This window comes from Streptomyces diversicolor (genome assembly GCF_057537855.1).
In genome coordinates, this window is record NZ_BAAJXA010000062.1 from 17,398 (window position 1) to 39,852 (window position 22,455).

A 22,455-nucleotide genomic window follows, 5' to 3' on the forward strand; every position below is an offset into this window, starting at 1 on the left:
GGAGCCTAGTTCACGCTCTGCGACGTTCCGGGCGGAGCGCGGCGGGCGGGTCGCTCGATCGGATCAGGCGATCGTCACACCGGAGGCGGGGTGGTCCGGCTCAGCAGGCGAAGGGGCGCGCGGGCCAGGGCGCGCCGGCCGGGCGCAGCGCGTCGAGCCCGTCGCCCGCCCGGGCGGCGACCAGCGACAGGACGCCCACCACGAGGCAGTTGTTGTGCAGTTCCCCGGCCAGCACGCCGCGCACCAGTTCGTCGACGGGCACGCGCGCGTACTCCAGGTCGCTCTCCTCGTCCTCGACGGCGAAGCGCTCGCCGTCCGCCTCGGACAGGTTCCGGGCCAGAAAGACCCGTACGGCCTCGTCACAGCCGCCCGGAGTGGTGTACACGTCGGTCAGCACACGCCAGTCCTCGGCCTTGACGTGCGCCTCCTCGTACAGCTCGCGCTGGGCCGCGTGCAGCGGGTTCTCGCCGGGCACGTCGAGCAGTCCGGCCGGGATCTCCCACAGCTTCTGCCGGACCGGGTGGCGGTACTGGCGGATCAGCAGGACCCGGTCCTCCTCGTCGAGGGCGAGCACGCCCACGGAGCCGGGGTGGACCTGGTAGTCGCGGCGGACCACCGCGCCGTCGGGCATGACCACCTCGTCCGTGCGGACGGAGGTCTTGTTCCCCACGAAGGGAGTCTCGGTCGCCCGGATCTCCCATTCCTCCGGGCTGTCCTTGATCGTCATGCCCTGTCCTTCCGCGTGCACACGAGAAACCGGGGCGCCCACCGTGCGGGCGCACCCCGGCCACCGTACCGCCGGTGTGTTACTCGGAATCGCGCTCCGCGCTGTCGCTCGGCATCGCGCTCCGCCGCACCGCGGCCTGCACGAGGCCCGCGAACAGCGGGTGCGGCCGGGTCGGGCGCGAGCGCAGCTCCGGGTGCGCCTGCGTGGCGACCAGGTAAGGGTGCACTTCGCGCGGGTACTCGACGTACTCGACGAGCTTGCCGTCCGGCGACGTCCCGGAGAACACGATGCCCGCCTTCTTCTCCAGCTCCGCGCGGTAGGCGTTGTTGACCTCGTAGCGGTGGCGGTGGCGCTCCTCGACGTACTCCTTGCCGTCGTAGACCTCGCGCACGATGGAGCCCTCGGCCAGCTTCGCCGGGTACATGCCCAGCCGCATGGTGCCGCCCATGTCGCCGTCGCCGGCGACGATGTCGAGCTGTTCGGCCATGGTGGAGATGACCGGGTGGCCGGTGGCCGAGTCGAACTCGGTGGAGTTGGCGTCCGGGATGCCGGCCAGGTTGCGCGCGGCCTCGATCACGATGCACTGGAGGCCGAGGCACAGGCCGAGCAGCGGGATCCGGTTCTCGCGGGCGTAGCGGATCGCGCCGACCTTGCCGAGCACGCCGCGGTCGCCGAAGCCGCCCGGGATGCAGATGCCGTCGACGTCGGCGAGCTGGGCCTCGGCGCCGGCCGGGGTCTTGCAGTCGTCCGAGGTGACCCACTTGATCTTCACCCGGGCCCGGTTGGCGAAGCCGCCCGCGCGCAGCGCCTCGGTGACCGAGAGGTAGGCGTCGGGCAGGTCGATGTACTTGCCGACCAGCGCGAGGGTGATCTCGTGCTCGGGGTTGTGGACGCGGTCGAGCAGGTCGTCCCAGGTCGTCCAGTCCACGTCGCGGAAGGGCAGGTCGAGCTTGCGGACGACGTAGGCGTCCAGGCCCTCGGTGTGCACGACCTTCGGGATGTCGTAGATCGAGCGGGCGTCGGGGCAGGCGACCACGGCGGCCTCGTCGACGTCGCACATCAGCGAGATCTTGCGCTTGATCGCGGTGGGCACCTCGCGGTCGCAGCGCAGGACAATGGCATCAGGCTGGATACCGATGTTCCTGAGGGCCGCGACCGAGTGCTGGGTCGGCTTGGTCTTCAGCTCACCGGAGGGTCCGATGTAGGGGAGCAGCGAGATGTGTACGACGAAGACGTTGTCCCGACCCACCTCGTGCCGCACCTGGCGGACGGTCTCCAGGAAGGGCAGCGACTCGATGTCGCCGACGGTGCCGCCCACCTCGGTGATCACGACGTCCACCTCGTCGGTGGCCATGCGCCGGATGCGGTGCTTGATCTCGTTGGTGATGTGCGGGATGACCTGCACCGTGTCGCCCAGGTACTCGCCGCGCCGCTCCTTGGCGATCACGGTCGAGTAGACCTGGCCGGTGGTGACATTGGCACTGCCGTCCAGGTCGCGGTCGAGGAACCGCTCGTAGTGGCCGATGTCCAGGTCGGTCTCGGCGCCGTCGTTGGTGACGAACACCTCACCGTGCTGGAAGGGGTTCATCGTGCCCGGGTCGACGTTCAGGTACGGGTCGAGCTTCTGCATCACGACGCGCAGGCCCCGGGCCTTGAGCAGCATGCCGAGGCTGGAGGCGGTGAGGCCCTTGCCGAGCGAGGAGGCGACACCCCCGGTGACGAAGATGTGCTTGGTCGTCGTGGCTGTGTTGGTCCTAAAAGCAGCGGGCGGCATGGCCAAGAGGGGGCTCCCGTGGTCGCGGTCTGAGGTGCGGTGCGGCTTCGGTCCGGAGACTTCCGGGGTGTCGTCGCCGCGATTCGGGGGACCCCTTATCGTCAGTATTTCCGTCGGGGGGCGCCCACCGGTCCACGGGCTACCAGGGTATCAGCGCCGTGGGGGCCCGGCTTCCGGCCACGCTCCGCGCACACGTCGACACGGGCACGCACCGCTTACCCGGTTCTCACCCATTGCTCACTCGTTCGGCTCATACAGGTTGCCCGGAGCGGCACGCAGATCATCTACGTGCGTCGTATCCTGCTCGGACACTCGCTGCCGAGCCCGGCCGGCTACACGGCACACCCCCGCCCGTATCCACCGGAACAACGAGAGCTCGTCAGTTCGTTGAGTTGTGATCGTCGTTTTGCCTCAGGGCCGGACGACTGATTTGCTTCAAAGCTCAACGACGCATAACAACACCCCTTGACCGCAATTAGCGACAACCCCGTTCCGGGGTGACGTGGCCGTTCGACTGGAGTTGCACGTGGCCGGGCGCATCGAAGATTACGCACTCATCGGAGACATGCAGACCGCCGCGCTGGTCTGCCGGGACGGCACAGTGGACTGGCTGTGCCTGCCCCGCTTCGACTCGCATGCCATCTTCGCCGGCCTGCTGGGCACCGAGGAACACGGATTCTGGCGGCTCGGCCCGGCCCACGCCGCCGACGCCCAGCCGCCCACGGCCGCCCGGCGCACCTACCGCGGCGACTCGCTGATCCTGGAGTCGGAGTGGGACACCCCGCGCGGCACCGTCCGCGTGACGGATTTCATGCCCCCGCGTGACGGCGCCCCGCAGCTGATCAGGATCGTCGAGGGCGTCACCGGCCGGGTGCCCATGCGCTCCGCCCTGCGGATGCGCTTCTCCTACGGCCGGGTCGTGCCCTGGGTGCACAAGCACGACGGGCGCACGGTCGCGGTCGCGGGACCGGACTCGGTGTGGTTCGACACCACCGCGGAGACCTACGGCAAGTCGCTCACGACGTACGCCGACTTCACGGTCGCCCCCGGCGACCGGATCGCGTTCACCATCTCCTGGCAGCCCTCGCACCGGGAACCGCCGGCGCTGCCCGAGCCGGAGCAGTCGCTGGAGGCCACCGAGGAGTTCTGGCGCGAGTGGGTCGAGCACTGCACCTACCACGGGCCCTACCGGGAGGCGGTGATCCGCTCCCTGATCACCCTGAAGGCCCTGACGTACGCCCCGACGGGCGGCGTCGTCGCCGCGCCCACCACGTCCCTGCCCGAGGACATCGGCGGCGTACGCAACTGGGACTACCGCTACACCTGGCTGCGGGACGCGGCGATCACCCTGTCCTCGCTGCTGCGCACCGGCTACCGCGAGGAGGCCCGCGCCTGGCGCGAGTGGCTGCTGCGGGCGGTGGCAGGCGACCCGGAGAACCTGCAGATCATGTACGGCATCGCGGGCGAGCGCGAGCTGGGCGAGGCGGAACTGGACTGGCTGCCCGGCTACGAGAAGTCCGCCCCGGTCCGGGTCGGCAACGGCGCCGCGCACCAGCTCCAACTCGATGTGTACGGCGAGGTCACCGAGGCCCTGCACCTGGCCCACATGACGGGCCTGGCCCGCAACGACTACGCCTCGCTGCTCCAGCTGAAGCTGATCCGCTACCTGGAGGACCACTGGGACGAGCCGGACGAGGGCATCTGGGAGGTGCGCGGCCCGCGCCGCCACTTCGTGCACTCCAAGGTGATGGCCTGGGTCGCGGTGGACCGCACCATCAAGCTGATCGAGTCCGGGGCCGCGGACGGCCCGCTGGAGCGCTGGCGCGAACTGCGCGACGACATCCACCGGGACGTGTGCGAGCGCGGCTACGACAAGGAACGCAACACCTTCACGCAGTCCTACGGCTCCAAGGAGCTGGACGCCTCCCTGCTGCTGATCCCGCAGATGGGCTTCCTGCCGCCGGACGACAAGCGGGTCATCGGCACCATCGAGGCGATCCAGCGGGAGCTGTCCACCCCGGACGGCTTCATCCTGCGCTACCCCACCGAGGGCGAGCACAAGGGCGTCGACGGCCTCCCCGGCGACGAGGGCGCCTTCCTCGCCTGCTCGTTCTGGATGGCGGACGACCTCGCGATGATCGGACGCGTGGACGAGGCACGCAAGCTGTTCGAGAAGCTGCTGTCGCTGCGCAACGACCTCGGTCTGCTCGCCGAGGAGTGGGACCCGACCCGCAAGCGCCAGGTCGGCAACTTCCCCCAGGCATTCAGCCACGTCCCGCTGATCGACACGGCCCTGCGCCTGACGGCCTCGGGCGCCTACGGCGGCTGAACGGCACCGGACGACGCGCCCGCCCTAGGCTGGAAGCCGGGCCTGCCCTGCCCGGGAAGGGGGCGGCCATGGGTTTCCGCTCCACGGCGGGCGCCGCACTCGCCGCGCTGCGCGCGGATCTCACCGGTGACGTGTTCGCCCCTGGGGACGCCGGCTATGACGCGGCCCGTGCCGTGTTCAACGCCGCCGTGGACCGGCGGCCTGCGGTGATCGCGCGATGTGCGGACACCGCGGACGTGGTCCGTGCCGTGCGCTTCGGCCGGGACCTGGACCTGCGCATCGCGGTGCGCGGCGGCGGGCACGCGGTGGCGGGCACGGCCCTGGGCGACGGGGCGCTCGTGATCGATCTGCGGCGCATGCGCGGGGTGAGCGTGCGCCCCGAGGCGGCGACGGCCCGTGTCGAGGGCGGGGCCACCCTGCGCGATCTGGACCGGGCCGCCGGGCGGCACGGGCTGGCGAGCAGCGGCGGATGCGCCCCCGGCATCGGCGTCGCGGGCTTCGTGCTGGGCGGCGGCACCGGCCGGCTGGACCGCGCCTTCGGGCCCGCCGTCGACGACCTGCTCGGCGTGGAGCTGGTCACGGCCGACGCCGAACGGGTGCGGGCGAGCGCCGACGAGAACCCCGAGCTGTTCTGGGCGCTGCACGGCGGCGGCGGCAATTTCGGCGTCGCCACCGCGCTCACCCTGGGCCTGCACGCCCTGCCCGAGTTCTCCCTCGCCCTGGTCGTGGGCCGGCCCGAGCACGGCCGGGACCTGGTGCGCGCCTACCGCGAGATCATCGCCGCCGGCCCGGACCAGGCGGGCGGCGCCGTCCTGTACACCACCGACACCCCCGCGCCCTTCCTGCCAAAGCGCCTGACCGCGCGGCCGGTGTGCGCGGCACTGCTGACGTACGCGGGCGGACCGACGGCGCTGCGCCGGCTCGCCGCGCCGCTGCTCGCGCTCCCCCACGAGGCGGACTTCGCCGGGCCGGTGCCGTACGGAGCCGCCCCGTTCCCGGCCGCCGTGCCGCCGGGGCTGCGCCACCACTGGTCGGCGGAGTGCCTGACGGATCTGCCCGACGACCTGGTGGACGTCTTCTGCGCCCGCGCACGCGGCATGCCGGCGGCGACCGGCAGCCGGTACCTGCTTCTCGCGCGGGGCGGCGCCTGCGCCGCGGGCCCCGCCGAATGGCCGCTGGCCCACCGGCGCGCGCCCTGGCTGGTGCACCCCTGTGCGATCTGGGCGGACCCGGCCGACGACGAGCGGGCCGCGGCCTGGGTCCGGGACGCACGCGCCGACGTCGGGCCCTGGCGCACCGGGGCCGTCTGCCTCACCCTCATCGGCGACGAGGGACCCGAGCGGGTACGGGCGGGTCTTGGCGCCGGGAACACCCTGCGGCTTGCCAAGGCCAAACGCCGCTACGACCCGGACAACGTGTTCCGGTACAACCACAACATCCGGCCGGTGTAGCCGGGACCGAAAGATGTCCGTAACGGGTCCGCGCAGGTAGCGTCCGCTGCATGAACAGCCGTACGGACAGCACAGCGGGCAGCGGATTCGACACGCAGGGCGCCGGGATCACCGTTCAGCGGGCGCTCGAACTGCCCGGGCTGCGCAGCGGCCTCCCGGAGATCCTGGCGGGCGCCGACCGGCTGGGGCGCACGGTCCGCTGGGTGCACGCCGGCGAGGTGCCCAACATCGCCTCCCTGCTCAAGGGCGGCGAGCTGTTGCTGACCACGGGCTACGGGCTCGGCACCCGCCCCGCCGAGCAGCGGGCGTTCGTACGCACCCTCGCCGAGCGGGGCATCGCCGCCCTCGTGGTGGAGCTGGGCCCGCGGTTCACCCGGCTGCCCGCCGCCGTGGTGGACAGCGCACGCGGCGCCGGGCTGCCGCTCGTGCAGCTGCACCGCGAGGTGCCGTTCGTGGCGGTCACCGAGGAGATCCACACGGAGATCGTCAACGGCCACTACGCGCTGCTCCAGCGCGCCGAGGAGGTGCACCGGCGCTGCACCCAGGCCCTGCTGGGCGGCGGCGGGGTGCCGCAGGTGCTGGAGATCCTGGCCGGCTCCAGCGGCAACCCGGTCTTCCTGGAGACCGCGGACGGCCGGCTGCTGTACGCGGCCGGGGCCGGGCCCGAGGGCGCGGACCCGCTCCAGGTGTGGCAGGGGCTGCGCGGCCGGCACCAGGACGTCCCGCCGCCCACCGGTTCGGTGCTGGTGGACGTGCCGGGGGGCGGCCCGGGGCCGGGGTCGGTGCGCGCCCGGCTCGTGCTGCTCCCGGTGCGCGCTCCTCTGGCGCCCGTGCACCGCATGGCCGCCGAGCAGGCCGCGGGCATCCTGGCCGTGGTGCTGATGCAGGCACGCCAGGAGGAGGAGCTGGCGGCGCGCGGCCGGGGCGACTTCCTCAGCGACCTCGCCGAGGGCCGTATCGCCGCCGAGGACGCGCCCGCGCAGGCCCGGGTGCTGGGCTTCAAGCCCGGCAGCAGCCCGCTGCTGCCGGTCGTGATGCGGCTCGGCGAGACACTGGCGCCGGGCGCGGGCACCGCGAGCGGCGGCTGGGCCGTGCTGGCCCGCGCGGTCGCGGAGGAGCTGGCCGCGCTGGGCATGCCGGTGCTGCTGGGCGTGCGGCCGGTCGAGGGCCGGGTCCCGCTGCTGCTGGGGCTGCGCTCGGAGGCGGAGCGGCCGGCGGTCGCGGACCGGGTCGCCGTGGCGCTGCGGGCCGGGGTGGAGCGGGCGGGCCTGCACCGGCCCGGCGCCCGGCCGCCCGTGGTGGTGGTCGGGGCGGCCGGCGGCTGGGCGTCCGCGTCGGCCGGGCTGCGGCACGCGGTGGAGACGGCGACGGCGGCGCAGGGCCTCGCGGACCGCCCCTGGTACGACGCGCGCCGGCTGGACATCGACCTCCTGCTGTGGCGGCTGCGCGACCACCCGGACCTGGCGGCCTTCGTGGACCGGGCGATCGGCCCGCTGCGCGAGCACGACCGCCGGTCCAAGCCGCCGTTGCTGCCCACGCTGGAGACCTATCTGGCGCACGCGGGCCGCAAGGCCGAGACCGCCCGCGAGCTGCATCTGAACCGGCAGACCCTGTACAACCGGCTCGCCCGCATCGGGGAGTTGCTGGGCACCGACCTGGACGACCCGCAGACCGTCCTGGCCCTGAGCCTGGCCCTCCGGGCACGCCGGCACGTGCCCTGACCGGGTTCAGGCCATCGGCTGCGGCTGGGTCAACTCGTCGTAGACGCTGAGGACCTGGGCGACCGTCTCGTCCTCGGTGGGCCAGCAGGCGGCCTGTCGTACGCCCTTGTCCCTGAGCCGCTCCCGGCGTTCGGGGTCGCCGAGCAGCCGGACCACGGCGTCGGCGAGCGCGTCCGGGTCGCCGTACGGGACGAGTTCGGCCGCGTCGCCGACCAGGTCGGGGATGCCGCCGACGGCGGTCGCGACGAGCGGCACGCGCGCGTGCAGCGCTTCCTGGGCGAGCACGGGCCGGGATTCCCACCTGCTGCACAGCAGCGCGATGTCGGCGGCGGCGAGCAGCCCGCCGGCGTCCTCGCTGCGCCCGATGAGCCGGACCGGCAGTTCCTCGTCCTCGATACGGCGCGTCAACTCGCCGCGCAGCGGGCCCTCGCCCGCGATGACGAGCAGCGGTACGGGGTCGAGGCCGCGCCAGGCGCGCGCCGCGTCCAGCAGCACGTCGTATCCGCGGTACCGGTCGAGGGAGCCGACGGCGACGAGCAACGGGCGGCCGGTGGCGCCGAGTTCGGCCCGCACCTTGGGGGACGGCGGGTCCGGTTCCACGGGCTCGGCGGCGCGGCGCGGCCGGGCCAGGGAGACCCCGGCGAGCCGGGCGTCCCGGGCGCCGGTCCTGCGGGCCGCGTCCACCAGGTCCGAGGAGGTGCCGAGCAGCACGGTGGCGGCCCGCGCCACCCGGCGCTCCAGCATCCGCAGCAGATGCGCGCGGGCGCCCTCGGCGTGCACCCGGTCGTGCCAGGTGACCACGAGCGGGGTACGGCGTCCGCTGAGCGCCAGCACGGTGCGGAAGGAGGCGTGCAGCCCATGGGCGTGCACCAGGTCGGCGCCGGTGCAGGCGGCGCGCAGCGCGGCCACGGACGCCGGGTCGCTGCTGCGCGGGACGTGGACGTGGTCCGCGCCGACACCGCTGAAGTCGTAGGCACGATCGGCGTCGACGGGGGCGCACACCGTGACCCGTACGCCCCGCGCGACCAGTCCCGCGGCCAGCGAGCGCACATGCGCGCTGCTGCCGGCGTTGCCCCCGCCCAGCACTTGGACGGTGCGCAGCGGCGACTGTCCGTGGGGTGCGGTACTGCTCACGGGGGTCACGTGGCCGGGGCTCCTGATTCGGCGTGGGGCGGGTACGAAGAAACGTACAGAAGGTATCGGGTGGCGGGGGTGTTCCGCGCGCGCCTCCCGCGCGCACCGCGTTCCCCGCCAAGGATGCCAGCTCAGACGGGTGTTGCGGGAATTCGGGGCAGGCGCGGGGCGCGCAGGACCGGCGCAGTGCGCCGGAGCGCATCACCCACACGAGCGACCCCCCGAACCCCCACCCGAACCCCACCAGTCCCCCTCACTCAGCCCAGCGAGGCCGAACCGTCGGATCGCCGCGGATCGCCCAGCGGGCCCGGCCCGAGCGCAACCGGCCAGTTCTGACCGGCCCGCCGGCTTGGGCCGTCCCGCCGGCTCGAACCATCCGGTCGGCTCTGGCCATGCCGCCGAGGCGGATCGCCCCGCCGACCCGTACGTCCCTGTCGGCCGGAGCCGTCCTGCCGACTCGGACCGTCCGGACGCCTCCGACCGTTCCGTCGGCTCGGGTCATCCTGCCGGGGTCGGCCGGGGGCGATGCCGCGGGCCCCGGCGGTGGGTGCGGCGGTGGGGTGGGCGCGTGCCGCCTCCGCCGTGGCCGCCGGCGCGGTTGCCGGGCACGTGTACCAGCCGAGGGTGCGCCCGGTGTAGTCGGTCCGCTCCCGGCGCTCCCGGCCGCCCGGCGCCGTGGCGCGGCGCCCACCGCGCGGGTGAGCACGGCGGCGAGGACGAGGGTCCCGCCGTCGCGGCCGCTGGTGATCACCGGTGTGTCCCCGACTCCCCGCCGTTATCCGTCGGCCCGGGCCGTGGCCAGCAGTTCCTCCGCGTGCGCGCGCGCCGTCTCGGAGTCCTCCTGACCGGCCAGCATCCGGGACAGCTCGCGAATGCGGTCCTCGCCCTCCAGCACCTTCACACCCGACCGGGTGACCGAGCCGTCGTTGGTCTTCTCGACGAGCAACTGCCGGTCGGCGAAGGCGGCCACCTGCGGCAGGTGGGTGACGACCACGACCTGTGCCGTCCTGGCGAGCCGGGCCAGCCGGCGCCCGATCTCCACCGCCGCCTTGCCGCCGACACCGGCGTCGACCTCGTCGAAGAGATACGTCGGCACCGGGTCCGTGCCCGCGAAGACGACCTCCACGGCGAGCATCACGCGCGACAGCTCACCGCCGGACGCCCCCTTGGCGATGGGCCGGGGCGGCGCGCCGGGGTGCGGGGCGAGCAGCAGTTCCACCTCGTCCACGCCCGACGGCCCGTAGGCGACCGCGCGCCCGCCGACCTCGACGCCTTCCGGGTCCTCGGTCTGCCGCAGCGCGAAGGAGACGCGCGCGTGCGGCATGGCGAGCGAGGCCAGCTCGGCGGTCACGGCGGCGGCGAACCGTTCCGCGGCCTCCGTCCGCGCGTCCGTCAACGCCTGTGCGAGACCGCCCAGTTCGCTGCGCAGCGCGTCGCGCTCCGCGGTCAGCTCGTCGATCCGCTCGTCGTCGCCGTCGAGTTCGGTCAGCCGCGCGGCGCCCTGCTCGGCCCAGGCGAGCACGGCGCCGATGTCCTCGCCGTACTTGCGCGTCAGGGCGCCCAGCGCCGCCCTGCGCTCCTCCACGGCCGCGAGCCGCAGCGGATCGGCGTCCAGGTCGTCGGCGTACCCGGCCAGCTCGCCCGCCACGTCACCCAGCAGGATCCCGATCTCGCCGATCCGGTCGGCGAGCGAGGCCAGCTCCGGGTCGTGGGAGCGTACGGCCTCCAGGGCGCGGTGCGCGCCCGCGACGAGGGTCGCCGCGTCGATGCCCTCGGGGTCCTCGGGGTTGCCCGCGAGGGCGGCGTGCGCGGCGGTCGCGGCCGAGGACAGCGCCTCGGCGTGCCCGAGCCGTTCCGCCTCCTCCGCGAGTTCCACGTCCTCGCCGGGCCTGGGCTCGACGCCGGCGATCTCGTCGAGCCCGTAGCGCAGCATGTCGGCTTCCTGGGCGCGCTCACGCGCGCGTGTGACGATCTCCTCCAGCTCGGCCGCGACCGTCCGCAGCCGCCGGTACGCCTCCGTGTACTTGGCGAGCGGCCCGGCGACCGCGTCGCCCGCGTACCGGTCCAGCGCCTGCCGCTGCCGGGACAGCTTGAGCAGCCCCTGCTGGTCGGTCTGCCCGTGCACGGCGACCAGTTCGTCGGCCAGCTCGGCGAGCACCCCGACGGGTACGCTGCGCCCGCCGAGGTGGGCCCGCGAGCGCCCCTCGGCGGAGACGGTACGGCTGATGAGCAGCGCCCCGTCGTCCAGCTCGGCCCCGGCCTCCTCCGCGCGCACGGCGGCGGACGCGTCCGCGGGGACGGTCACCCGCCCCTCGACCACGGCCTTCTCGGCGCCGATCCGCACGAGCGCCGGATCCGCGCGCCCGCCCAGCAGCAGTCCCAGGCTGGTGACCACCATGGTCTTGCCGGCACCCGTCTCACCGGTGACGGCGGTGAACCCGGGCGACAGCTCGACAACGGCGTCGTCGATGACTCCGAGCGACCGTATCCGCATCTCCTCCAACACGGACACGACCATACGAGGTCCGAGCGGAGAAGTGCGACGGCCCCCGCCACCATCGTGTGAAGGCGCAGGTGACGATTACGCATCACGGACACCCCTCACCCGCCCCTCACCCGCCCCGAAGGGGCGTGTGACGGGCGCGGGGCTGTGGCGATGTACGGCTCCGCCGCGACGGGGGTCCCCCCTGTTCGAGCGTTCGAGCGAAGCCGAGAACTCGGCGGAGCGACCAGCCGCAACGCCGCCGCGGACAGCCAACGACGCGACGCCGCCCCACCCGGCGGAGCGTCAGCGTGGGGCCCCCCGCCACCCGGAGACCGGCAGCGCGAACTTGGCCACCAGCCGGTCGGTGAACGACGCGTGGTGCAGCCGCGCCAGCCGCACCGGCACCGCACCCCGGCGCACCTCGACCCGCGCCCCGGGCGGCAGTTCGATGGTGCGCCGCCCGTCGCACCACAGCACCCCCGGCTGGATGTGCGGCAGCACCTCCACCGCGAGCACCGAATCCGGCGAGGTCACCAGCGGCTTCGCGAACAGCGCGTGCGCGGAGATCGGCACCATGAGCAGCGCCTCCACCTCGGGCCACACCACGGGCCCGCCGGCCGAGAAGGCGTACGCGGTCGACCCGGTGGGCGTCGACAGCACGATCCCGTCGCAGCCGAAGCCGGTCACCGGCCGCCCGTCGATCTCCAGCACGACCTCCAGCAGCTTCTCGGCGGACATCTTCTGCACGGCGGCCTCGTTCAGCGCCCAGTCCGTGTGCACGATGTCCCCGTTGCGGTGCACGACGACGTCGACGGTCATCCGCTCCTCGACCTCGTACGCCTTGCTCACCACCCGGTCGACGACCTTGTCGAGGTCGTCCCGCTCGGCCTCCGCGAGGAAGCCGACGCTGCCGAGGTTGACGCCGAGCATCGGCACTCCGGAGGCCCGCGCGAACTCCGCGCCGCGCAGCAGCGTCCCGTCGCCGCCGAGGACGATCAGCAGCTCGCAGCCGTCGAGGCACTGCGGGGTCGCCTCCTTGACCAGTTCGACCTCCTCCGGCAGCGGCAGGTCGATCGCCTCGTGCTCCAGCACCCGCACCCCGATGCCGGACCGCAGCAGCCCCTTGACCACCAGTTCGGCGCTGCGGATCGCCGCCGGACGCCCGGTGTGGGCGAGCAGGAAAACAGTACGAGCGTGGTTGTGTGTCAACGCGGCCCCTCCGCCACTGCACGGTCAACGTCGGCCGGGTCCAGTTCCGGTGCCCCGGCCCGCAGCCAGAGAAAGTATTCGACATTGCCGGACGGCCCGGGCAGCGGACTCGCGGTGACCCCGTGGGCCCCGAGTCCCAGCTCCCACGCCGTGGCGGCCACCGCGCGCACGGCCTCGGCCCGCAACTGCGGGCTGCGCACGACTCCCCCGCTGCCCAGCCGCTCCCTGCCCACCTCGAACTGCGGCTTGACCATCATCACCAGGTCGGCGTCCGGCGTCGCACACCGCTTCAGAGCGGGCAGCACCAGCCCGAGCGGGATGAAGGACAGATCCCCCACGACAAGATCCACAGGCTCCCCATCGATCGCTTCAAGCGTCAACTCGCGTACGTTCGTACGGTCCTTGACGGTGACGCGTTCATCGTTGCGGAGGGACCAGGCGAGTTGTCCGTATCCGACGTCGACGGCGACGACGTGCGCGGCGCCCGCGCGCAGCAGCACGTCGGTGAAGCCGCCGGTGGACGCTCCGGCGTCCAACGCCCGCCGGCCCTCGACGAGGAGCCCTCGCGGCACAAAGGCCGCGAGCGCCCCGGCGAGCTTGTGGCCGCCCCGGGAGACGTACTCCGGATCGCCGTCGTCTGCGGCGACGACGATCGCCGCTGCGGTCTCGACCTGGGTGGCGGGCTTGGTCGCGACGGTCCTGCCGACGGACACGCGGCCGGCGGCGATCAGCTGGCTCGCGTGCTCGCGCGAGCGCGCGAGCTTGCGGCGGACCAGTTCCGCGTCGAGACGGCGGCGTGCGACTCCTGCCACGTTCGGTTCAGCTCCTGACTTCGTACGGCCTCGGGGGCGCCGGCGGACCGGGGCGGGCGTCGAGCGCGGTGAGCGCGTCGCGCAGACCCCTGTGTACATCCTCGTACACCTCGATGTGGCCGTCCGTGGCGAGGTGGTCGGCGTCGGCCAGCCGCTCAAGGCCGGCGTCGACCTCGGCGGAGCCGGTGGGGGTGCGCGGGACGTTCAGCGGTGCCGGGGCGGCCGGGTCGGGCTCCGGATCGCCGGCGGCGTGGGGCCCGGGCCCGTACCCGTCCGGTGGCTCGTGCCCGGGCCCGGCCCCGTCCTCGGGCCGGTGTTCGTCCCCTGGCTGGTACGGGTCCTCGCGCGGGGTCTCGTACTGGGTCTCGTACGAGTTCTCGTTCCCGGTCCGGAGCGGGGGCCGCGGTTCCGGAACCGTCGCGTCCGCCCGGGGCCCGGTCTCGGGGGCAGTGTCGCTCATGCCCAGACGCTACCCCGAAGCCCTGGGGTACCGTCGGTCGCGATGGCCACGATCGAGGAGTGCCGCGCCGCACTCGAAAAACTTTCGGACAGCATGCAGTCGGCCGAGGGCGACGTCCGCGACGCCGCGTCCCTGGACCGCTCGGTGAGCTGCCACATCACCGACCTGGACGTCACCTTCACCGGCCGGATGACCGGCGGCCGGATCGAGATCGACGACACCCGCCAGGGGCCGCCGGTCTCCAAGGCGCAGATCAGACTCGCCATGGCCGGTGAGGACCTGGTGGCCCTGGTCGACGGCGAGCTGCACTTCGCCAAGGCGTGGGGCTCGGGCCGGGTGAAGCTGGAGGCGAACCTGCTCGACCTGTTCCGGCTGCGGAAACTCCTCTGAGCAGGTCCAGTGAGGTCCGCTGCGGTCCAGCGCGGACGTCGCCTGTCGCGGCACTTGGACCCGGCGAGGCCCGGCCCGCGGACCCCTCCGGAGCGCCCGCGCGGCGACCAGGCCCGGCGGGGACTCAGGAGGCGTCGCCGGCCGGCACGCGTGCGCGTGCGCGTGCCTTGCGGGCCGCCGGGACCACCAGCGGGGTGCCCGTCTCCGGGTCGTCGATGACCTGGCAGCGCAGTCCGAAGACCTCCTCCACCAGGTCGGCGGTGACCACGTCGCCCGGCGCGCCCTCGGCGATGATCCGGCCGGCCCGCAGGGCGATGAGATGGGTGGCGTACCGGGCCGCGTGGTTGAGGTCGTGCAGCACCGCGACCAGGGTGCGGCCCTGCTGCTCGTGGAGTTCGGCGCACAGGTCGAGGACGTCGATCTGGTGCTGGATGTCCAGATAGGTGGTCGGCTCGTCGAGCAGCAGCAGCGGGGTCTGCTGGGCCAGCGCCATGGCGATCCACACCCGCTGCCGCTGACCGCCGGACAGCTCGTCGACATAGCGGTCGGCCAGTTCGGCGACGCCGGTCTGCGTCATGGCCTCCCGCACCACCCGCTCGTCCTCGGCCGACCACTGGCGCAGGATCCCCTGGTGCGGATACCGGCCGCGGCCCACCAGGTCGCCCACGGTGATCCCGTCGGGCGCGATGGACGATTGGGGCAGCAGGCCCAGGGTGCGCGCGACCTGCTTCGCGGGCATCGACTGGATGACCTGCCCGTCCAGGAGCACCCGGCCCGTGGCCGGCTTCAGCATCCGCGACAGCGCCCGCAGCAGGGTCGACTTGCCGCACGCGTTCGGGCCGACGATCACCGTGAAGGAGTTGTCGGGGATCTCCACCGACAACTGCTCGGCGATGACGCGCTGGTCGTAGGCGAGGGTGACGTTCTCCGCGGACAGGCGGTTCACGGTGCTCCTTCGGGTGTTCTCGTGGGGTGCGCCGCCGGTTTCATCGACGCCGCTCATATGCGGCCCGCTCTGCGCTCGGTGACCAGCAGCCACAGCAGATAGCCGCCGCCGAGGACGCCGGTGACCACGCCGACGGGCAACTGGTCGGCGCCGAAGACGCGCTGCGCGGCCCAGTCGGCGGTGACCAGCAGGACGGCGCCCATGCACAGGGCGGGCACCAGGTTGGGGCCCGGCGAGCGGGTCAGGCGCCGGGCGAGCTGCGGCGCGGTGAGCGCCACGAAGCTGACGGGCCCCGCGGCGGCGGTCGCGCCCGCGGTGAGCAGCACGGCCGCCACCAGCATCAGCATCCGTACCCGCTCGACACGGACTCCGAGGGCGTACGAGACGTCGTCGCCCATCTCCGTCATCCGCAGCCCCCGCGCGTTGACGAGGACGACCGGTACGAGGACGGCGCACAGCCCGAGCAGCGGCCAGACCTGGCTCCAGTCACGGCCGTTGAGGGACCCCGTCATCCACACCACGGCGCGGGCGGCCTCGACCAGGTCGGCCTTGGTGAGCAGATAGCCGTTGACGGCGGTGACCACCGCGTTGACGCCGATGCCGACCAGGACCAGCCGGTAGCCGTGCACGCCCCGCTTCCAGGCGAGCAGGTAGATGGCGAGCCCGGTGAGCAGACCGCCGGCGAGCGCGCCGACGGTGACCGAGACGGCGGAACCGGACATGAGCACGATCACGACGAGCGCGCCCGCCGAGGAGCCCTGCGAGAGGCCCAGCACGTCCGGGCTGCCCAGCGGGTTGCGCGACACGGACTGGAACAGGGCGCCGCCGAGGCCGAGCGAGGCGCCGACCAGCAGGCCGACCAGAACGCGCGGCAGCCGCAGTTCGTTGACGATGAACTCCTGGAACGGGGTGCCGTTCCCGACGAGGGTGCGCAGGACGTCGCCGGCCGGGATCACGGCGTCGCCGGTGCCGATCAGCAGCACGCTCGCGGCCCCTGCGGCGACGATCAGCAGGACGACGACGATCAGGGCGCGGGGATCCAGCCGCAGGGAGAGCCCTCCGGGGGTGCGCACGGCGCGCACGGCGCGGCCCGCGCGGTTCGCGCGGTTCGCGCGGTTCGCGCGGTTCGTCTGATGGGTCTTCACAGCTGCGCCGTCCTCCGCCGTCGTACGAGAAAGATGAAGACCGGGCCGCCGATGATCGCGGTGACGATGCCCACCTGGAGTTCCGCGGGGCGCGCGACGACCCGCCCGAGGACATCGGCGCCGAGCAGCAGCACGGGCGACAGGACGGTCGCGTACGGCAGGATCCAGCGCAGGTCGGGGCCGGTGAAGGAGCGCACGGCGTGCGGCACCATCAGACCGACGAACACGATGGGCCCGCAGGCCGCGGTCGCGGCGCCGCACAGCACGGTCGCGGCGAGCATGGCCAGCGCGCGGGTGCGGTTGAGGTCGGCGCCGAGGGCGCGGGCGGTGTCGTCGCCCATGGCGACGGCGTTCAGCGGCCGGGCGAGCAGCAGCGCGAGGACCGTGCCGGAGGCGAGGAACGGCAGGACCTGCACGATGGTCGAGTCGGTGGCCGAGGCCAGTGAACCCACCGTCCAGAAGCGCATCTTGCCCAGCGCCGCGTCGTCCGTGATCATCACGGCCTGGAGATAGCCGTACAGGGCGGCGCTGATCGCCGTACCGGCGAGTGCGAGCCGCACGGGGGTGGCGCCCCGGCTGCCGCCGAGGAACCACACGAGGGCGCCGACGGCGGCGGCGCCCGCGAACGCGAACCACACGTAGCCGTTCAGGCTGGTGACGCCGAAGAAGGTCATGGCCGTGACGACCGCGGCGGACGCGCCCGCGTTGATGCCGAGCAGTCCGGGGTCCGCCAGCGGATTGCGGGTGAGCGCCTGCAACACCGCCCCGGACAGGCCGAGCGCGGCGCCGACGAGCAGCCCGAGGACGGTGCGGGACAGCCGCTGGTCGACGACCACGTCGCCGTAGGTGCCCGCATCGTGGAACAACCCGTGCCAGACCTGCTCAAGCGACAGCTCTTTCGCCCCGATCGCGATGCTCGCCAAGGCGACGAGCAGCAGGACCGCGACGGCGACGAGGAGCCCAAGGGCCCGCGCCGTACGACGGATTGGGGGCGCGGAGGCATGCTCCGAGCGCTCTTCGGGAGGACTGTCGACCAACACGAGGTTAGGTTAGCCTACCCTCGTATCACTTCTCGATGCCGAGTCCCGCCCGGCCGCCCGGCCTCACAGCGCGAGCCGCGCAAGCGCCTTACCCCCGTCCAGCTCGCAGGAACCCGGGCCGGCCGCCGTCCAGGCCGCCGCGCACAGGGCGCGCAGCCCGTCCACCGCCGCGCCGTCGCCCGTCAGCTCCAGCCGGCCGTCGGTGGCCGTCGCCGTCCAGCCCGCGCAGCGAAAACCCGCGTCGTCCTCGGCGACCTCCGGCTGTCCCGTGAGCAGACCGCGCAGGTCGGCGTCCACATAGGTGGGCCGGTGCCGGGGCGGCGCGGCGAGCAGCTGGGCAGCGTCGGTGACGCCCGTCAGCACGAGCAGCGAGTCGACGCCGCCGTTGAACGCGCCCTCGATGTCCGTGTCCAGCCGGTCCCCGACGACGAGCGGGCGCACCGCCCCGGTCCGCAGGATCGTCTCCCGGTGCATGGGCGGCAGCGGCTTGCCGGCCACCTGGGGCTCGGCGCCCGTGGCGATCCGCACCACCTCCACCGCGGCACCGTTGCCCGGGGCGATCCCGCGTCCGCTGGGAATCGTCAGATCCGTGTTGGAGGCGAACCACGGCACGCCACGCGCCACGGCGTAGCACGCCTCCGCGAGCCTGCCCCAGGGCAGGTCCGGCCCGCCGTACCCCTGCGCGACCGCCGCCGGGTCGTCGTCCGCGGACTCCACCGGCCGCAGACCGCGCTCGCGCAGCGCCGACCGCAGCCCCTCACCGCCGATCACCAGCACCCGCGCGCCCGGCTGCACCTGCTCGCCGATCAGCCGCGCCACCGCCTGCGCGGAGGTGATGACGTCCCCGGCCCCGGACGGGACGCCCAGCTCGGTCAGGTGCGCGGCCACGGTGTCCGGGGTGCGCAGCGCGTTGTTCGTGACGTACGCCAGACGCATCCCGCCCGTGCGGGCCGCCGCCAGCGACTCGACCGCGTGCACGATGGCGTTCCCGCCCGCGTACACCACCCCGTCCAGATCGAGCAGCGCCGTGTCGTACGCCTCGCTCAGGGGCCGCCCACTGCCCTCGGGCCTCGTCCTGACGCCCTGGCTCATTCCGCATCGCTCCTCGCTGCGCCGTTTTCCTCCGATCATCCCGCATGCCACCGACGCACGTACGATGCCGGGATGAACACAGCAGGTCACCCGGAAGCAAAGACGCGCCGCGGCCTGGAACTCACCCCGTTCCGCGGCCTGCGCTACGACCCCGAACGGGTCGGAAGTCTGGCCGCCGTGACGTCTCCGCCGTACGACGTCGTGGTCCGTCCGGACGGGGTGCGACACCTCCAGTCGGCCGATCCCCACAACATCGTCCGGCTGATTCTTCCGCAGGCGGACACGCCCACCGAAAGCAACAAACAGGCGGCCGAGACCCTGCACCACTGGCTGGCCGAGGGCGTGCTGGCCCCCGACCCCGAACCGGGGCTGTACGTCTACGAGCAGCGCGACGGCGACGGCATGCTCCAGCGCGGCATCATCGGCGCCCTGCGCCTGTCGGAACCGGCCGAGGGCGTCGTCCTGCCGCACGAGGAGGTCATGCCGCCCGTCGTCGCGGACCGCGCCGCCCTGATGCGCGCCACCTGCGCCAACCTCGAACCGCTGCTCCTGACCTACCACGGCAACGGCTCCGCGGCCGATGTCGTGGAACGCACCGCGCTGCGCGCCCCGCTGCTCGCCACGACCACCGAGGACGGCTTCCGCCACCTCCTGTGGTCGGTCACCGACCCGGACGACGTGGCCCGCGTGCAGACGGACCTCGCCCACCACCAGGCCCTGATCGCCGACGGCCACCACCGCTGGGCCACCTGTCTGCGGCTGCGCGCGGAGCACCCGTCACCCAGCCCCTGGGACTACGGACTGGTCCTCCTGGTGGACACGGCCCGCTATCCGCTGCGCGTCCGCGCCATCCACCGCCTGCTGCACCGGCTCCCGGTGGCGAGCGCGCTGTCCGCCCTGGACGGACTCTTCCGGGTACGCCACCTGACCACGCCGCTGCCGGACGCGCTGGCGGCCCTGGCCGAGGCGGCGTACGCCGGCAACGCCTTCCTGCTCGCGGGCGACGGCGCCTTCCACCTCGTCGACCGTCCGGACCCCGGCCTGCTGGCCCGTACGGTGCCCGCCGACCGGCCAGCCGCCTGGCGCGGCCTCGACGCCACGGTCCTGCACGCCACGCTCCTCGACCACGTCTGGCGCATCCCCGAGGACTCACCGGCGCACATCGCCTACATCCACGACACGGCCGCCACCGTCGCGAAGGCGGAGCGCGACGGCGGTACGGCGGTCCTGATGCACCCGGTCCACGAGGACGTCGTACGCGACCTGGCCCGGCAGGGCGTGACCATGCCCCGCAAGTCGACGTCGTTCGGCCCGAAGCCGGCATCGGGCCTGGTCCTGCGGGTCCTGGACCTCTGAACCGCCGGGGCCCGGGCCGAAAGACTTCGGCGCGGGCCCCTTTCGACCCAGGCGTCTCTCGACTGGGCCTCTTGCGACTTGGGCCTCTTGCGACGGCGTGCGTCAGTCCTTGTCGCCGTCGTCTTCCAGCTCTTCCTTCTCTTCCTTGTCTTCCTTGTCTTCCTTGTCTTGCTTGTCTTGCTTCGCCGCGGCACCGCGCGGGCCCTCGGCGCCGGCGTCGTCCTCGGCGCCCACCTGCTCGTCCAGCGCGTCGACGAACTCCACGCCGTCCAGCTCGGCCAGCCGGTCCGAGGCGTCCGTGCTGCCGTCCCGGTCGGCCTCGACGGCCTTGGCGAACCACTCGCGGGCCTGGTCCTCCCGCCCGGCGGCGAGCAGCGCGTCCGCGTAGGCGTACCGCAGGCGCGCGGTCCACGGCTGTACCGAGTTGGAGGCCAGCTCGGGGCTCTGCAGCGTCACGATGGCCGCGTCCAGCTGGCCCATGTCGCGCCGGGCGCCGGCCGCGACCAGCCGCATCTCGACCTGCCCCGCCTTGTCCAGCTTGTGCACCTCGGGGGCGCCGGCCATGTCGAGCGTCTTCTCCGGCCGGCCGAGCCCCCGCTCGCAGTCGGCCATCACGGGCCACAGGTCGACGTTCCCCGTCATCCGCCGCGCCGCCCGGAACTCGGCAAGCGCCTCCGCGTACTTCTGGTTGGCGTACGCGGCGAACCCGGCCGCCTCCCGTACGGCGGCGACCCGCGACGCCAGCCGCAGGGCCACCTTGGAGTAGCCGTACGCGCCCTCGGGGTCCTCGTCGATCAGCCGGGCCACCATCACCAGGTTCCTGGCGACGTCGTCGGCGAGCGTCTTGGGCAGGCTCTGCAGTTCCTGCCGTACGTCCTTGTCGATCTCGTCACCCGTGACGTCCTCCGGGATCGGCAGCCGCTTGATCGGCTCACGGTCCCGGTCGCGCTCACGGTCCTCACGGAAGCGGCCCCCGCCACCGCGCCGGTCGTCCCGACCACGGAACCCACCACCGGGCCGGCCACCCCGGTCATCCCGACGAAAACCACGCCCCCGATCGTCCCGCCGATCGTCACGGCGCTCGTCCCGAGCACGGAATCCACCGCGCTCACCGCGGTCGTCACGCCGGAACTCACGCCGATCGTCGCGACGGTCGTCACGGCGGTCGTCACGGCGGTCGTCCCGCCCATGGAACCCACCACGGTCACCACGGTCATCACGGCGGAAGCCACGGTCCCGGTCATCGCGGCGGTCATCACGCCGGAAGCCACGGTCCCGCTCGTCCCGCCGGTCGTCACCCCGGAAACCACCGGCACGGTCATCCCGGCGATCATCACGCCGGAAACCACGGTCACGGTCATCCCGGCGATCATCACCCCGGAAACCACGGTCACGGTCATCCCGGCGGAACCCACGGTCACGGTCATCGCGACGGTCGTCACGGCGGAAGCCACGGTCCCGGTCGTCACGGCGGTCATCGCGGCGGAAGCCACGGTCCCGGTCGTCACGGCGGTCATCGCGGCGGAAGTCGGGACGTTCTCCACCGCGCCGGTCGTCGCGACGGTCGTCACGGCGGAAGCCTCGGTCGCGGTCGTCCCGGCCACGGAAGCCTCCGCGGTCGCCCCGCTGCTCACCACGGCTGTCCTCACGGCGGAAACCACCGCGGTCACCGCGGTCGTCCCGCCGGAAGCCACCGTGGCCCCGGTCATCACGGCCCCCCTGACCACCGCGGTCGTCGCGGCGGGCGTACCCGCCGTACCCACCACGCTCGCCACGGTCGTCGTCGCGGCGATGGCGACGGTCGTCGTCACGCCGCTCGCCCCGATCACCCCGCTCGCCCCGGTCGTCACGGCGATACGCCGGCCGGTCCCCGTCGCGCCGGAAACCACGGCCACGGTCACCGCCCCGGTCGCCGCCCCGGTCGTCTCGGCGGCCGTAACCGCCGCGCTCGCCACGGTCGTTGCCGCGCTGCGGGCCACCCCGGTAGCCGCCACGGTCACCGCGGTCACCACTGTCCCGTCGCCGCTGGTCGCGCTCCGGTCGATCGTCGGGAGAGTTGGTGGACATGGTGACTCCTGTCTTCGGTACCGCAAGCATTGTAAAAACAAAAGGACCCCTGGTCCCAGCTGAACGCTGGTGACCAGGGGTCCTCAAAGATTGTTCGGCGGTGTCCTACTCTCCCACAGGGTCCCCCCTGCAGTACCATCGGCGCTGTAAGGCTTAGCTTCCGGGTTCGGAATGTAACCGGGCGTTTCCCTCACGCTATGACCACCGAAACCCTAATGGTTTCGAGCGAACAAGCACACTCTTCAATTGTCTGTTCTGCTCGAAGCCGGCAAACCGTTCGTTGCCTCAGAACTGACACAGTGGACGCGAGCCTCTAT

The 22,455-nt window shown here is 73.2% G+C and carries 17 protein-coding genes, 1 rRNA gene and 1 pseudogene; 6 read left to right on the plus strand and 13 right to left on the minus strand.

The features are described from left to right. Window positions 1-100: 100 nt before the first annotated feature. Window positions 101-727, minus strand: coding sequence for an NUDIX domain-containing protein (locus AC27LF_RS41810; protein ID WP_479659352.1), 627 nt, complete (start codon window positions 725-727; stop codon window positions 101-103). A gap of 79 nt (window positions 728-806) precedes the next feature. Then, a complete protein-coding gene (gene pyrG, locus AC27LF_RS41815; RefSeq protein ID WP_479659449.1) occupies window positions 807-2,501 on the minus strand; it encodes a CTP synthase in 1,695 nt (564 codons plus the stop codon). Window positions 2,502-3,027: 526 nt separating this feature from the next. Here pyrG and AC27LF_RS41820 point away from each other — a divergent pair. The 3 genes from AC27LF_RS41820 (at window position 3,028) to AC27LF_RS41830 (ending at window position 8,002) form a co-directional block, all read left to right on the plus strand. After that, window positions 3,028-4,830: a glycoside hydrolase family 15 protein gene (locus tag AC27LF_RS41820; protein WP_479659448.1), complete on the plus strand. Its 1,803-nt coding sequence runs from the start codon at window positions 3,028-3,030 to the stop codon at window positions 4,828-4,830. 68 nt (window positions 4,831-4,898) lie between these two features. Continuing rightward, window positions 4,899-6,281 (plus strand): FAD-binding oxidoreductase, encoded by a 1,383-nt coding sequence (locus AC27LF_RS41825; RefSeq protein ID WP_479659351.1) that lies wholly within the window; start codon window positions 4,899-4,901, stop codon window positions 6,279-6,281. A gap of 50 nt (window positions 6,282-6,331) precedes the next feature. Then, window positions 6,332-8,002, plus strand: a complete 1,671-nt coding sequence (locus AC27LF_RS41830) for a PucR family transcriptional regulator (protein WP_479659350.1) — start codon at window positions 6,332-6,334, stop codon at window positions 8,000-8,002. A 6-nt stretch (window positions 8,003-8,008) separates the two neighbouring features. Here AC27LF_RS41830 and AC27LF_RS41835 read toward each other — a convergent pair whose 3' ends face one another. The 5 genes and pseudogenes from AC27LF_RS41835 to AC27LF_RS41855 form a co-directional block, all read right to left on the minus strand. Continuing rightward, window positions 8,009-9,145: a glycosyltransferase family 4 protein gene (locus AC27LF_RS41835; RefSeq protein WP_479659349.1), complete on the minus strand. Its 1,137-nt coding sequence runs from the start codon at window positions 9,143-9,145 to the stop codon at window positions 8,009-8,011. Window positions 9,146-9,911: 766 nt separating this feature from the next. Beyond that, window positions 9,912-11,654: a DNA repair protein RecN gene (recN, locus tag AC27LF_RS41840; protein ID WP_479659348.1), complete on the minus strand. Its 1,743-nt coding sequence runs from the start codon at window positions 11,652-11,654 to the stop codon at window positions 9,912-9,914. Window positions 11,655-11,924: 270 nt separating this feature from the next. Then, a complete protein-coding gene (locus AC27LF_RS41845) occupies window positions 11,925-12,830 on the minus strand; it encodes an NAD kinase (RefSeq protein WP_479659347.1) in 906 nt (301 codons plus the stop codon). Then, window positions 12,827-13,642, minus strand: coding sequence for a TlyA family RNA methyltransferase (locus tag AC27LF_RS41850; protein WP_479659346.1), 816 nt, complete (start codon window positions 13,640-13,642; stop codon window positions 12,827-12,829). Before AC27LF_RS41850 ends, AC27LF_RS41845 begins: the two co-directional genes overlap by 4 nt. 7 nt (window positions 13,643-13,649) lie before the next feature. After that, window positions 13,650-13,889: pseudogene (locus AC27LF_RS41855) on the minus strand (hypothetical protein); the annotation flags it as partial. Window positions 13,890-14,144: 255 nt separating this feature from the next. Here AC27LF_RS41855 and AC27LF_RS41860 point away from each other — a divergent pair. Further along, window positions 14,145-14,492 carry an SCP2 sterol-binding domain-containing protein gene (locus AC27LF_RS41860; RefSeq protein WP_479659345.1) on the plus strand — a complete coding sequence of 116 codons (348 nt, stop codon included), beginning with the start codon at window positions 14,145-14,147 and terminating at the stop codon, window positions 14,490-14,492. 124 nt (window positions 14,493-14,616) lie between these two features. Here the strand turns inward: AC27LF_RS41860 and AC27LF_RS41865 are convergent, their stop codons facing one another. From AC27LF_RS41865 to AC27LF_RS41880, 4 genes are all read right to left on the minus strand, one after another. Then, a complete protein-coding gene (locus tag AC27LF_RS41865; protein WP_479659344.1) occupies window positions 14,617-15,495 on the minus strand; it encodes an ABC transporter ATP-binding protein in 879 nt (292 codons plus the stop codon). Continuing rightward, window positions 15,492-16,520 (minus strand): FecCD family ABC transporter permease, encoded by a 1,029-nt coding sequence (locus AC27LF_RS41870; RefSeq protein ID WP_479659447.1) that lies wholly within the window; start codon window positions 16,518-16,520, stop codon window positions 15,492-15,494. Before AC27LF_RS41870 ends, AC27LF_RS41865 begins: the two co-directional genes overlap by 4 nt. A gap of 59 nt (window positions 16,521-16,579) precedes the next feature. After that, the gene (locus AC27LF_RS41875) at window positions 16,580-17,623 is read right to left on the minus strand and encodes a FecCD family ABC transporter permease (protein ID WP_479659343.1); all 1,044 of its coding nucleotides are present in this window, start codon (window positions 17,621-17,623) and stop codon (window positions 16,580-16,582) included. A gap of 63 nt (window positions 17,624-17,686) precedes the next feature. Beyond that, window positions 17,687-18,715: an HAD hydrolase-like protein gene (locus AC27LF_RS41880; RefSeq protein WP_479659342.1), complete on the minus strand. Its 1,029-nt coding sequence runs from the start codon at window positions 18,713-18,715 to the stop codon at window positions 17,687-17,689. A 72-nt stretch (window positions 18,716-18,787) separates the two neighbouring features. Here AC27LF_RS41880 and AC27LF_RS41885 point away from each other — a divergent pair, with 72 nt between their 5' ends. Beyond that, on the plus strand, window positions 18,788-20,071 hold the full coding sequence (locus AC27LF_RS41885; RefSeq protein WP_479659341.1) for a DUF1015 family protein: 1,284 nt from the start codon (window positions 18,788-18,790) through the stop codon (window positions 20,069-20,071). A 102-nt stretch (window positions 20,072-20,173) separates the two neighbouring features. On the opposite strand, the gene AC27LF_RS41890 is transcribed toward AC27LF_RS41885, so the two are convergent. Further along, window positions 20,174-20,989 (minus strand): tetratricopeptide repeat protein, encoded by an 816-nt coding sequence (locus AC27LF_RS41890; protein WP_479659446.1) that lies wholly within the window; start codon window positions 20,987-20,989, stop codon window positions 20,174-20,176. 270 nt (window positions 20,990-21,259) lie between these two features. Between AC27LF_RS41890 and AC27LF_RS41895 the strand changes: the two genes are divergently transcribed. Continuing rightward, entirely contained in the window at window positions 21,260-22,201 is a 942-nt protein-coding gene (locus AC27LF_RS41895) for a hypothetical protein (protein ID WP_479659455.1), read from the plus strand. A 29-nt stretch (window positions 22,202-22,230) separates the two neighbouring features. Here AC27LF_RS41895 and rrf read toward each other — a convergent pair. Further along, window positions 22,231-22,347, minus strand: a 5S ribosomal RNA gene (gene rrf, locus AC27LF_RS41900). Between the last annotated feature and the right edge of the window lie 108 nt (window positions 22,348-22,455).